Genomic DNA, 11,700 nt, shown 5'->3' with positions numbered 1-11,700 from the left:
CCAATCGGCGCGCGAAAAAAGGGCAAAGCCGGTGTTGTTTGGACGGCCGATTCAGGCCGTTCCAATGTCAGCAGATGTCAGCGTCAGGCGAAGACGTCACTGGAATCCGCACCCGTCGCGGCAGGCGAATCGGCCTTGACGATGTCGAGATGGATGCCGCCGCACTTCGTGCAGCGCATGGTCCAGTATTCGGCGCCGGCCTTGCCGGGGATGATGCGCAGCACGGCGAGGGAGGCGCTGCATTGCGGGCAGTTCGACATCACCTTGGACGATGGCTTCGCCGGTTCGGGTTCGGCTTGCGTCATCACATCCGCCTGCTTCAGACCGACGCCGCCGCCGTGTAGCGCTGCCGGTTGTGGTCGATATGGGCTTTCGCATCCGCGATCGCCGCTTCCGGATCGGACCATGCAAAGCCGACTTCGAGCGTCGGAAACGACAAGCCATCGATGACGACCGGCGCGAGATCGGCTCGTTGTATCCTGGCGTGCCATTGCCCTCTCCCCGCTTCGAACGACTGAATTTCAAAGCCGCCGTAAATCATGGCTGAACTCACGGGATGTCCCGGGGGAAGCAGACCATGGTTTTGCGAAAGCCGGTGTGAACCGGTTCACATCTCGGCGCATTTTCCGAGAAGCGGGAACTTCAGCGGCGGGCGGCAATGTGATCGGCGAGCACGGCGGCATCGTCGCCGACTCCCGACAGGAAGGCAGAATACAGTTTCGACAGATACGGCAGGCCGAGGAAATAGAGCCCCGGCACCTCTGACACGCCACCCCGATGGACCGGTTCCCCGCTGTGATCCCGGACCGGTAGGTCGATCCAGCTGAAATCGACGCCGTAACCGGTGGCCCAGACCACCGCATGGATGTCTTCCTTACCGAGGTCGAGGCGGCGGATCGGCTCGGTGACGCAGGGTGGATCGGCCAGCACGGCACGGGCGGCGGGGTCAGCGGGCAGATGGAGGCCGTGCTGTTCGACATGCGCGTCCAGCATGTCGAGGAAACCTGCGTAATAGGCATCGCCGGTCGCGAGGCTCTCGGCGAGGCCGGGGGCAATCTCGAGTACGCCATCGCGCGCCGCCAAGACCCTTCCCAGCAGCGTGATGCCGTCGGCGGCGAATCTACGGAAGTCGATGGTGTAGCCGCCATACGCGCCCGTGATCGACGGATTGACCCGGATCGGCCCGCGCTGCTCCGCCGTCATGTCGAACAGGCGAAGGGCGCCGAACCACCAGGTCAAATCCTGTCCGCGGTAGCGCCGCGGCATTCTGGTGTGCTGGCCGACCGAAAGAAAGACGCGGCGGCCGGCGCGGTGCAGTTCGTCGGCGATCTGCGCGCCCGACGCGCCTCCGCCAACCACCAGCACGGCGCCCGGTGGCAGCTGGCCGGGATTTCGGTAAGCGCTGGCATGGACCTGAAACGCCGGATGATCGCGCAGCAGATCCGGCACCAGCGGCTGCTGATAGGGCCCGGTCGCGATCACGACGTTGCTGGCCTCGATGGTGCCATCCGTGCATTCGGCGATAAAGCCGGCGTTGCCGCGTTTCAAACGGGTCACCTCGACGCCGCAGCGGATCGGCGGCGCGATGAATTCGGCAAAGGCGTCGATGAATGTGACGATCTCGCCTGATGTGGCGAACGCATCGGGATCGCTGTGCGGAAAGGCAAAATCCGGCAGTTGCACCGACCAGTTCGGAAACTGGAATTTCAGCCCGTCCCAGCGTTCGCTGCGCCAGCGCTCGGCGATCCGCGCCCGCTCCAGCACGAGGTGCATAATGCCGCGCTGTTTCAGCCGGTAGCTCATCACGAGCCCGGCCTGGCCGCCGCCGATCACAAGCGTATCGATGCGTTCAATTGGCATGGCGTGGGCCCTTGCGGCGGGCGGCTGGCTCGGCCGCTGCGCGGATGATCCAGCGCCGGAACGCGACAAAGTCGCGCTGGCCGGTGCTGTATTCGCGATAGACCAGATACCAACGCATGCCCTTGGGCACGCTCAGCGCAAACGGCGCCACCAGCCGGCCGGCGGCGAGGTCGTCGTCGATATAGGGGCGGATGCCCATCGCGATGCCGAGGCCGTCGACCGCGGCCTGCAGCGCCTGGCCATAGAATTGAAATTGCGGGCCGCGCGCGCTGACGCGGGCGACGCCGGCCGCCTTCAGCCATGACGGCCAATCGTCGGGCGAATGCGCGACGCGCAGCAGCGTCGGCCCCTTCAGATCGCCGGGCCGCTTGAGCGAGCCGGCAAGGCGGGGCGCGCAGACCGGCAGCAGGTCGGCCGCGAACAGCGGCTCGGCGATCAGCCCCGGCCATTCGCCGTCGCCGAGCTGGATGCCGCAGCTCCAGTCCTCGCCGAACGGGGCGGCCGCGCCGCCGGTGGTGATGCGGACGTCGATGTTGGGTTCCTGCTTGTGAAAATCCGCGAGCCGCGGGATCAGCCAGCGCATCGCAAAGGTCGGCCCGACGCCGATCGTCAGCACGCGGACGGTGGAGGGTGCCGTGACCTGCGCGGTGAGGCTCGCCAGTGCGTCGAAGATCGGCGTCAGCCCGCTCTGGTAGGCGCGCCCCGCCGCCGTCGTGACCAGGCGGTTGGCCTTGCGCTCGAACAGCGCGACCCCGAGCCGGTCTTCCAGCAGATGCACCATCCGGCTGACCGCCGCCGCCGATACGTTGAGTTCGTTGCCTGCCGCCGCAAAGCTGCCGCTCCGCGCCGCAGCCTCGAACGCCTTGATGCCGTTGAGGAAGAGCAGCCGCCGCATTCGAACCCTCAGGAAAACTGATGCCAGGGCAAGATAACTCAGTTTGCACGCGCCGTCCAAGCGCGGCAGAAGTACGTTCGGAGATTCAAGATGACGCCGCTTTTGATCGCAGCTCTGGGTTTGCTGATGGTCGCGACAGCTTTCCTGTCGGGCCTGTTCGGCATGGCCGGTGGCATGATCCTGATCGGCGTGCTGCTGGCCCTGATGCCGCTGCCGACGGCGATGGTGCTGCATGCGATCACGCAAATGGCGTCCAATGGCTGGCGCGCCTTCCTGTGGCGCGCGCATATCCGTTGGCGGCCGGTGTTCGTGTATCTGATCGGCTGCGCGCTTGCGCTCGGGCTCTGGTCGCTCTCGCGCTACGTGCCGGACAAGCCGATCGCGCTGCTCTTGCTCGGGGTCACGCCGTTCATGGCGCGGCTGATGCCGGCGAATCTGAAGCCGAACCCGGGCAGCATCTGGCAGGGCAGCTTTTACGGCTTCATCTGCATGGGCCTGATGCTAATGACCGGCGTGTCCGGTCCGCTGATGGATACGTTCTTCCTCGGCGGCAAGTTCGACCGCCGCGAGATCGTCGCGACCAAGGCGACCTGCCAGGTCGCGAGCCATCTCGTCAAGCTGGTCTATTTCGGCGGCATCATCGACCAGGCCGCGTCGCTCGATCCGGTGCTGGCGGCGGTTGCGATCGCAGCCTCGATGCTCGGCACCACGCTGGCCCGGCGCATTCTGGAAGCGATGAGCGACGCGCAGTTCCGCACCTGGGCGGGACGGCTCATCACGACGGTTGCCAGCTACTACATCCTCTATGGCGGCTGGCTCCTGGTCACGCGCTCCAGCGCGATGGCATTTTGATAGCGACGGCATTTCGAACGACGGAGGGCCCGATGACGGAGACGACCGACGCACTGGTGCTCGATCTCGTCGAATGGGTAGGGCGCGAGCCGCGGCTTTATGCCGACGTGATCGAGACCTGGCGCACCTCATGCCCGCGGCTGACGATCTGGGAAGATGCGGTCGATCGCGGCTATGTCGCACGCCAGCACGTGGCCGGCCTCGGCGTGCGCGTCGCGATTACCGAAGGCGGCAAGAATTTCCTGCGGGAGCACGGCCGGGCGAATTGATCGTTTCGCGCGCGTGCGGGAAGTCATCACATTCGCGCGCGCGGGACCAATTCCATTGACTTCACGGCGTGACCCGACCACATTCATGCATCCGCATCCTTTTTGCGATGCGTGCAATCTCCTTAACGCGGGACCGTGCCAATGATCGACCTTCATTACTGGACCACGCCGAACGGCCACAAGATCACGATGTTCCTCGAAGAGACCGGGCTGAAGTACAAGATCTTCCCGGTGCAGATCGGCAAGGGCGAACAGTTCAAGCCGGAGTTTCTGGCGATCGCGCCGAACAACCGGATTCCGGCGATGATCGATCATGAGCCGAAGGGCGGCGGCAAACCGATCTCGGTGTTCGAGTCCGGCGCGATGCTGCTCTATCTCGCCGAGAAGACCGGAAAGTTCCTGCCATCAGATCTCTATGGCCGCTATGATGCGATCCAGTGGACGTTCTGGCAGATGGGCGGGCTCGGGCCGATGGCCGGCCAGAACCATCATTTCCGCAACTACGCCCAGGAAAAAATCAAATACGCGATCGACCGCTATGTGAACGAGACCAACCGGCTCTATGGCGTGCTCAACAAGCGCCTCGCCGACCGCGAATTCATCGCCGGTGATTACTCGATCGCCGACATGGCGAGCTATCCCTGGATCGTGCCCTACAAGAACCAGGAACAAAACATCGACGACTTCCCGCATCTGAAGCGCTGGCTGGAAACCATCCGCGCGCGGCCCGCGACCGAGCGCGCCTACGCGCTGGCCAAAGAGGTCAATCCGAATTTCGGCCAGCCGGTCAACCGCACCGAGGAAGAGCGCCGGGTGTTGTTCGGGCAGACCGCTGCAGTGGTGCGGTAGGGCGCGTATCCCGCCAAACTTGGTGTCATCATCCGCGAAGGCGGATGATCCAGTAAACGCAGGCGGTCGTGGTCCTCACGATCGCCGCGGCGTACTGGATGCCCCGCCTGCGCGAGGCATGACAGAAGGAGAGGAGCGCAGGCGAAGCAATCCCGAAGCCCGGCGCACGCGACATCACCGCCCGCGATAGCTCGGCAGCCGCCGCCCGATCCAGGCGGCCAGGCCTTCGCGGAGGTCGCTTGTCGGCACCATGGCGGCAAACTGCTCGCTCTCGACTTGCAGCCCTTCGCCGATGGTCATGTTCAAGCCGCGGGTAACTGATGTGATGATGCTGCCGACCGCAAGCGGCGAGTGACGCATGATCCGCTCAGCCAGTTGGCGCGCCGCCGGCAGCAATTCATCATGCGGCACGACTGAATTGACGAGCCCGATCTCCAGCGCCCGCGCGGGCGAAAAGGCGTCGCCGGTCAACAGCAGTTCCAGCGCGCGCTTGCGCCCGGCCAGCCGCGGCAGCCGCTGGGTTCCGCCGAAGGTCGGCGGCATGCCGAGATTGATTTCCGGTTTTGCAAATTGCGTCCGGTCGCTGGCGATGGCCAGATGCACCGCCTCGGTGATCTCGCATCCGCCGCCGAATGCCAGGCCATTGACCGCGGCGATCACGGGTTTTCGGAATGCTTCGAGGCGCGCGGTCATCGCCTGTCCGCGCCGGACGAAGTCGCGTATCGCCGCGTTCGGGCCCTGCCGAACGCTGCCCGAAAACTCCTTGATGTCGGCGCCTGCCGAGAACGCCCGCTCGCCGGCGCCGGTCAGGATCACGGCGCCAATGCCGGTGTCGGTCTCGATACGATCGAGCGCGGCCATCAGGCGGTCGATCAGATCGTAGTTCAGCGCGTTGAGCTGGGCGGGCCGGTTGAGCGTGATCAGCGCAATCCCGTTTTTGATATCGAGCAGCACGGCGTCGGACATGATGGTCTCCGCAAATGTCGGTGTCGGTGGCACCTTAGGCGCGGCATCACATTGTGTATATTCACTGGTCAGTATACATTTAAGACATGGCGAAATCGGAAACTCCCACCCGCGGGCGGATCGTCGCGGCGGCAAATGCGCTGTTCTATGCTGACGGTATTCGCGGCGTGAGCGTCGACGCGGTGGCGGCGAAGGCCGGCGTCACCAAGCGGACGCTGTACTATCATTTCAAGAGCAAGGATGACCTCGTGGCGGCTTATCTCGCCGGCCGCGACCAGCCCAATCTCGCGCTGTTCAAGCAATGGTTCGCCGAGGCCGACGGCGGCTTGCCGGTTAAAATCGAACGGATTTTCCGCAATCTCGCCCGCTCGGCCCGGCATCCCAAATGGAAGGGGTGCGGCTTCCTGCGCACCTCTGCGGAGCTGGCCAACATGCCCGGCCATCCCGCGATGAAGATCGGCGCCGCCCACAAGAAGAAGTTCGAGGGCTGGCTGCGAGCGACGTTCGAGGCGGAGGGGATCGCCGAAGCATCGCAGCTCGCCCGGCAGATATTGCTGTTGCTGGACGGATCGTTCGCCGTCGTCCTGCTGCACCGTGATCCCAGCTATATGGAGACCGCCGGTCAAGCCGCGCATGCGCTGACCAAGGTGGCGCTCCGGGGGCGGGGGAAATTGCAAGTGAGGCGGACGCGATAGCCAGCTGATTGTCTGCGCCCGCGTTGATTTCCGTGTCCCGGACGCGGTGCAGCGTTCTTCACGGTGCACCGCAGAGCCGGGACCCACACGTTGTGCCGATGGATGGACCCCGGATCAGCAGCGCATCACTTCGTGCTGCGCAGCATCCGGGGAACGCAGCTACTGGCGTCCAAACCCACCGCGCGTTCGCAGCACCTCAAGCACCTTGCCGAGATCGTCCACCACCGCTGCGCATCGCGCGCGCGACTCCTCCGTCGGCGGCACCATATCCGGCACCATGATCGTGATCGCGCCGGCGGCATGCGCGGATGCCACGCCATGATTGGAATCCTCGACGGCCACGCAGAACTCCGGGTTCAGGCCGAGCCTGGACGCCGCCAGCAGATACAGATCAGGGCTCGGCTTGCCGCGCGTGACGTCGTCGCGGGTCAGGATATGGTCGAAACGGCTGCGGATCCCGGCCAGCGTCAAATGCGCGTCCGCCGTGCGACGCGACGACGAGGTCACGATTGCCATCGGACATTCGCTGCCCTGCAGCGCATCGAGCAGTTCGATGGCGCCGCGCTTCAGCGGCAGGCCGGCGCCAAGAATTTCGTCGCGCCGTGCGATGAAGGCCTCGTTGATCGCGGGCAGCGGAAAGCCCTCGCCATAGCGGGCATGGAGCATGGCCTCGCAATCCGGACCGGGCAGGCCGACCATCGCGTGGCACAGCGTCTCGACATCGTCGGTATAACCGAACGCGCCGAGCGCCGAAACCAGGCTGTCGAAGTAAACCCGCTCGGTGTCGAGCAGCGTTCCATCCATGTCGAGCAGAACGGCCCGGACGTCCCACCTCTCGGTCACGTTACGGCCGCGCTCGGGGCGCGCGCCGCCGCCCTGCGCAGGCAAGCCGGACACAGGCAATCGCTGCCGTCCAGCGGCATCGGCATACGGAAAGTTTCCTCGCTGCACCAGCACGGCCCGGACAGGCTGCAGGAGAACTCGGTGCCGCAGCCGGCGCAGGCGAGGCGCCGCGAGGGAGGATTGTCAGATCGATTTGTCATGAAACGAGGCGTTTTCTAACCGGGTTTTAATTCGGGGTTCATCCCGAAAGGCGTTATGCTTGCCGGCAAATCATATACCGGGGACGTGCTGAGGGAAATCCGATGGCCCGCGATTCGCAAGCCGCATTGGTGGCGCTCAATCGCTTCGGATTCGGCGCGCGCGGCGGCGCATCGGGCGATTTGGTCAACGCGGCCTCCGATCCCAGAGGTTTCGTGAAGGCGGAAATGAGCCGGCCCAACGGCGTGCTGCTTGAGGTGCCGGGTTTGCGGTCGACCGCGGCGCTCGGCAAGGCGGTGTTCGACTATCAGTTCGAGATCCAGCAGGGCCGCGGCGCGGCTGCCAAATCCGCGCCGGCAGCCGCGACCGAGGGACCGCAACCGCCTGTCGAGGCGAAAGGGCAACGGCGAAACCTGTCGCTGAACAGCATCGCCATGGACATGGCGCCGAAGGAGCCGCCGGCAAAGCCGCAGGAAAACGCCAATGCGTCGATGACGCCTCCCGAGACGATGCAGCCTGCCGCGCCGAGACCGCCGCCGCAACCGCTCAACATCATCCAGAAGACGTTTCGCGCCGAAGCGCTGGCGCGGCTGCAACGGGCCGTCATCGCCGATTGCGGGTTCACCGAGCGGCTGGTCGTGTTCTGGTCCAATCATTTTTGTATCTCCGCCAACAAGGGCGGGGTGGCGCGGATGTGGGCGGGCTCGTTCGAGCGCGAAGCGATCCGGCCCTTCGTGCTCGGGCGCTTCGCTGACATGCTGAAGGCGGTCGAGCAGCATCCGGCGATGCTGTTCTTTCTCGACAACCAGCAATCGCTGGGGCCGGATTCGCGCGCCGGGAAAAACCGCAACCGCGGCCTGAACGAAAATCTCGCGCGCGAAATCCTGGAGCTGCATACGCTCGGCGTCGGCGGCGGCTATTCGCAGGACGACGTGACGTCGCTGGCGCGCATCATCACGGGGTGGACCTATGCCGGACGGCAGGGCCAGCTCGGCGCCCCCGGCAGCTTCGTCTTCAACGCCAATGCGCACCAGCCCGGCGCGCATGCCGTGATGGGCAAGATTTACGACGCCAATGGTGTGGCGCAGGGCGAGGCGGTGTTGGCGGATCTCGCGCGGCATCCCTCGACCGCAAAATTCATCGCCACCAAATTCGTCCGTCATTTCGTCGCCGACGATCCGCCGCCGGCGCTGGTGGCGCGGCTGGCCGATGTATTCGGCAAGACCGACGGCGATCTCAAGGCGCTGGCGACGGCGCTGGTTGATTCCGACGAAGCCTGGAAGGCGCCGCTGACCAAAGTGCGCTCGCCGTATGAATTCCTGGTCGCGTCCGGCCGCTTGCTGGCGCAAATCCCCGGCGATCCCGGCCGCTATCTTAACGGCCTCAACGTGCTGGGTCAGCCATTATGGGCACCCGCCGGCCCGAACGGTTTTCCCGACAGCAACGCAGCATGGGCCGCCCCTGAAGGCATGAAGCTGCGGCTCGATATATCGGCGCAGATCGCCTCGCGCCTCGCCGACACCATCGATCCGCGCGACCTGCTTGAACTCGTCGCTGCGGACGCAGCGTCGATCGAAACAAGGCGCACGGTCGAGCGCGCGGAATCGCGGCAGCAGGCGCTGGCGCTGCTATTGATGTCGCCGGAATTCCAGAGGAGATGACGCCAATGGAAACGACATTAGCGAAAACGGATTGCTGCGAAAGCCCGACATCTCCTTCGCGCCGTGCGGTGTTGCTCGGCGGCGCTTCCTTTGCGGCCTGGGCTTATTTGCCGAAATTCGCGCGTGCCGCCAATGGACGCGATCCACGTCTGGTCGTCGTCATCCTGCGCGGCGCGCTGGACGGCCTTGCGACAGTAGCCCCGATCGGCGACCCTGATTATGCCGGCCTGCACGGCTCGATCGCGCTGACGCCCGGCGGACCCAACGCCGCGCTGATGCTGGATTCGTTCTTCGCGCTGCATCCGGCGATGCCTGAATTCGCGCGGATGTACCGCCAGAAGCAGGCCGCGGTGATCCATGCGGTCGCGACCTCCTATCGCGAGCGCTCGCATTTCGACGGCCAGGATGTGCTCGAAAGCGGCTTTGCCGGACCGGGCCGGGTGCAATCCGGCTGGCTCAACCGCGCGCTGGAAAACTTGCCGAAAGGCGAACGCGTGACGAGCGCGCTCGGCGTCGGCCCGACCACGCCGCTGGTGCTGCGCGGCGCGGCGCCGACCGTCGGCTGGACCCCGGTCGCGTTGCCGCAGGCCGCCGAGGACACCGCAATGCGCCTGATCGAACTCTATCGCCACCGCGATCCGGCGCTGGCGGCGGCGTTGACACAGGGCCTTGCGCTCGACAAGGCGGCGCAAGGCGACGACATGAAACCAAAGCCGGGCACCAATGGTGTTGCCGCGATGCGGCTGGTGGCGCGCGGCGCGGCCAAGCTGATGGCGGCCGATGACGGTCCGCGGATCGGCGCGCTCGCCTTCGACGGCTGGGACACCCACGCCAATGAAGGCGGCCCGGTCGGCCGCTTGGCGCAGCTGTTGTCGGGCCTCGACGGCGCGCTCGCCGAGTTCGAAAGCGGGCTCGGCGCACGCTGGCGCGACACGGTCGTGGTGGTCGTCACTGAATTCGGCCGCACCGCGCGCATCAACGGCACCGCAGGCACCGACCATGGCACCGGCACCGTGGCGCTGCTCGCCGGCGGCGCGGTGAAGGGCGGCCGGGTGATCGCGGACTGGCCGGGGCTGAAGGTAGCCAATCTCTATCAGGCCCGCGACCTCGCCCCGACCACGGACCTGCGCGCGGTCATGAAGGGTGTGCTGCAGGACCAGTTCGGGCTGGCCGAGCGCGTGCTGGCGGAGACGGTGTTTCCGGACAGCGCGTCAGTGAAGCCGATGAAGGGGTTGATGGCGTGATTGGGTAACGTCATTCCGGGGCGCATCGAAGATGCGAACCCGGAATCTCGAGATTCCGGGTCTGGTCCTGCGGACCATCCCGGAATGACAATCCTACTTCGAGCACTCCTTCAAGACTTCGCTCACCTTCTCCAGAAAAACCTTGGCGAGCGCAGACGGTTCGCGATGGCTTTCGGCTTCGAATCGAATGTCGATACCGTCTCCAAGGAGAGATGCTCCGTCTTCGTAGATCCAAAAAGAAAGCTGCCGCGAAATCAATTTCGCTTCGACGACAGGCTCGTTTGACCCTTTCGTGATTGAAATCGACACATCGCCAACCCCTGCGGGCGATATCAGGTCGATCAGCTCCTTTAGAAGGTCGCTTTGAAATCTGTTCATCTTCGTAAGTTCACTGCAGCCTACCCCTTCGTAATCGCATCGATCTCCGCGAGCTCCTGAGCGCTCAACTGCCAGCTGATCGCTTTCACGTTCTGCTCGACCTGTTCGACGCGGGTGGCGCCGGCGATGACGCTGGAGACTTGCGGGTGCGAGGCGAGCCAGGAGAAGGCGAGCTCGAGCATGGTGTGGCCGCTCTTGTCGGCGAAGGCCTGCAGCTTCTCGACGATGTCTTCATTGCGCGGCGTGACGTAACGCTCCTTCAGCGCCGGGGCTTTTGCAAAGCGCGTGTCGTCCGGGGCTGCGGCGCCGCGCTTGTATTTGCCGGTGAGCAGGCCGCTTGCCAGCGGGAAAAACGGCAGCAGGCCGAGCTTGTATTCCTTGGCTGCGGGCAGCAGATCCTGTTCGATGCCGCGCACCACGAGGCTGTATTCGTCCTGGCAGGAGACGAAGCGATTGACGTTCATCTGCCGTGCGATGAGTTCGGCCTCGGCGATGCGCCAGGCCGGAAAATTCGAATTGCCGATGTAGCGGACCTTGCCCTGGCGCACGAGATCGTCGAGCGCGCGCAGCGTCTCCTCGATCGGCGTCAAGGGATCGTAATCGTGCTGCTGGTAGAGATCGATGTAGTCGGTCTTCAGCCGCGTCAGGCTGGCCTCGACCGCAGACATGATGTAGCGGCGCGAGGCGCCCTGCTTGGTGCCGTCCGTGCTCATCGGCTTGGAATATTTCGTCGCCAGCACGATGTCCTTGCGGCGGTCGCCGAGCACCGTGCCGAGCACGGTCTCGGAACCGCCCATCCCGGCATAGATGTCGGCGGTGTCGAACAGGGTGATGCCGAGGTCGATCGCCTTGTGGATCACCTTGCGCGAAGTTTCGAGGTCGGTGCGCTGGCCGAAATTGTTGCAGCCGAGGCCGACGGCGGAAACGCGCAGGCCGGAGCCGCCGAGATTGCGAATTTGCATGGGAGATCCTGTGGGTGGGCGAGGAGGC

General features: G+C 65.0%; 15 protein-coding genes. 6 read left to right on the top strand and 9 right to left on the bottom strand.

Annotated elements, in window-relative coordinates:
- Positions 1-83 precede the first annotated feature (83 nt).
- The 4 genes from JQ609_RS14815 to JQ609_RS14800 form a co-directional block, all read right to left on the bottom strand.
- Complete coding sequence (locus JQ609_RS14815; RefSeq protein WP_212207202.1) at positions 84-305, bottom strand: hypothetical protein; 222 nt, start codon at positions 303-305, stop codon at positions 84-86.
- Between the two features lie 14 nt (positions 306-319).
- Complete coding sequence (locus tag JQ609_RS14810) at positions 320-553, bottom strand: hypothetical protein (protein ID WP_409411177.1); 234 nt, start codon at positions 551-553, stop codon at positions 320-322.
- Between the two features lie 89 nt (positions 554-642).
- Positions 643-1,860 (bottom strand): NAD(P)-binding domain-containing protein, encoded by a 1,218-nt coding sequence (locus JQ609_RS14805; RefSeq protein WP_212273931.1) that lies wholly within the window; start codon positions 1,858-1,860, stop codon positions 643-645.
- Positions 1,850-2,755, bottom strand: coding sequence for a LysR substrate-binding domain-containing protein (locus tag JQ609_RS14800; protein WP_212273930.1), 906 nt, complete (start codon positions 2,753-2,755; stop codon positions 1,850-1,852). The genes JQ609_RS14805 and JQ609_RS14800 overlap by 11 nt, the downstream gene beginning before the upstream one ends.
- Positions 2,756-2,845: 90 nt before the next feature.
- Here JQ609_RS14800 and JQ609_RS14795 point away from each other — a divergent pair, with 90 nt between their 5' ends.
- From JQ609_RS14795 to JQ609_RS14785, 3 genes are all read left to right on the top strand, one after another.
- Positions 2,846-3,607 carry a sulfite exporter TauE/SafE family protein gene (locus JQ609_RS14795; RefSeq protein ID WP_212273929.1) on the top strand — a complete coding sequence of 254 codons (762 nt, stop codon included), beginning with the start codon at positions 2,846-2,848 and terminating at the stop codon, positions 3,605-3,607.
- A gap of 32 nt (positions 3,608-3,639) precedes the next feature.
- Positions 3,640-3,876 (top strand): hypothetical protein, encoded by a 237-nt coding sequence (locus JQ609_RS14790; RefSeq protein ID WP_212207207.1) that lies wholly within the window; start codon positions 3,640-3,642, stop codon positions 3,874-3,876.
- Between the two features lie 141 nt (positions 3,877-4,017).
- Positions 4,018-4,725 (top strand): glutathione binding-like protein, encoded by a 708-nt coding sequence (locus JQ609_RS14785; protein WP_212273928.1) that lies wholly within the window; start codon positions 4,018-4,020, stop codon positions 4,723-4,725.
- A 174-nt stretch (positions 4,726-4,899) separates the two neighbouring features.
- On the opposite strand, the gene JQ609_RS14780 is transcribed toward JQ609_RS14785, so the two are convergent.
- Positions 4,900-5,691 carry a crotonase/enoyl-CoA hydratase family protein gene (locus JQ609_RS14780; protein WP_212273927.1) on the bottom strand — a complete coding sequence of 264 codons (792 nt, stop codon included), beginning with the start codon at positions 5,689-5,691 and terminating at the stop codon, positions 4,900-4,902.
- Between the two features lie 86 nt (positions 5,692-5,777).
- Here JQ609_RS14780 and JQ609_RS14775 point away from each other — a divergent pair, with 86 nt between their 5' ends.
- Entirely contained in the window at positions 5,778-6,386 is a 609-nt protein-coding gene (locus JQ609_RS14775; protein ID WP_212273926.1) for a TetR/AcrR family transcriptional regulator, read from the top strand.
- A gap of 159 nt (positions 6,387-6,545) precedes the next feature.
- Here JQ609_RS14775 and JQ609_RS14770 read toward each other — a convergent pair whose 3' ends face one another.
- Together JQ609_RS14770 and JQ609_RS35080 are read right to left on the bottom strand one after the other, a co-directional pair.
- The gene (locus JQ609_RS14770) at positions 6,546-7,229 is read right to left on the bottom strand and encodes an HAD family phosphatase (RefSeq protein WP_212273955.1); all 684 of its coding nucleotides are present in this window, start codon (positions 7,227-7,229) and stop codon (positions 6,546-6,548) included.
- Positions 7,226-7,429 (bottom strand): cysteine-rich CWC family protein, encoded by a 204-nt coding sequence (locus JQ609_RS35080; protein WP_249127992.1) that lies wholly within the window; start codon positions 7,427-7,429, stop codon positions 7,226-7,228. Before JQ609_RS35080 ends, JQ609_RS14770 begins: the two co-directional genes overlap by 4 nt.
- Before the next feature lie 102 nt (positions 7,430-7,531).
- Between JQ609_RS35080 and JQ609_RS14765 the strand changes: the two genes are divergently transcribed.
- Both JQ609_RS14765 and JQ609_RS14760 read left to right on the top strand, forming a co-directional pair.
- Entirely contained in the window at positions 7,532-9,088 is a 1,557-nt protein-coding gene (locus tag JQ609_RS14765) for a DUF1800 family protein (RefSeq protein ID WP_212273925.1), read from the top strand.
- Between the two features lie 5 nt (positions 9,089-9,093).
- Positions 9,094-10,332 (top strand): DUF1501 domain-containing protein, encoded by a 1,239-nt coding sequence (locus JQ609_RS14760; protein ID WP_212273924.1) that lies wholly within the window; start codon positions 9,094-9,096, stop codon positions 10,330-10,332.
- 93 nt (positions 10,333-10,425) lie between these two features.
- On the opposite strand, the gene JQ609_RS14755 is transcribed toward JQ609_RS14760, so the two are convergent.
- Both JQ609_RS14755 and JQ609_RS14750 read right to left on the bottom strand, forming a co-directional pair.
- Entirely contained in the window at positions 10,426-10,710 is a 285-nt protein-coding gene (locus JQ609_RS14755; protein ID WP_212273923.1) for a hypothetical protein, read from the bottom strand.
- A gap of 20 nt (positions 10,711-10,730) precedes the next feature.
- Entirely contained in the window at positions 10,731-11,672 is a 942-nt protein-coding gene (locus JQ609_RS14750; protein ID WP_212273922.1) for an aldo/keto reductase, read from the bottom strand.
- Between the last annotated feature and the right edge of the window lie 28 nt (positions 11,673-11,700).

It is taken from the genome of Bradyrhizobium sp. AUGA SZCCT0169 (assembly GCF_018130085.1).
GTDB lineage: Bacteria > Pseudomonadota > Alphaproteobacteria > Rhizobiales > Xanthobacteraceae > Bradyrhizobium.
The sequence above is the reverse complement of the archived record's forward strand: the minus strand, read 5'-3'. Positions and strand labels throughout refer to the sequence as shown.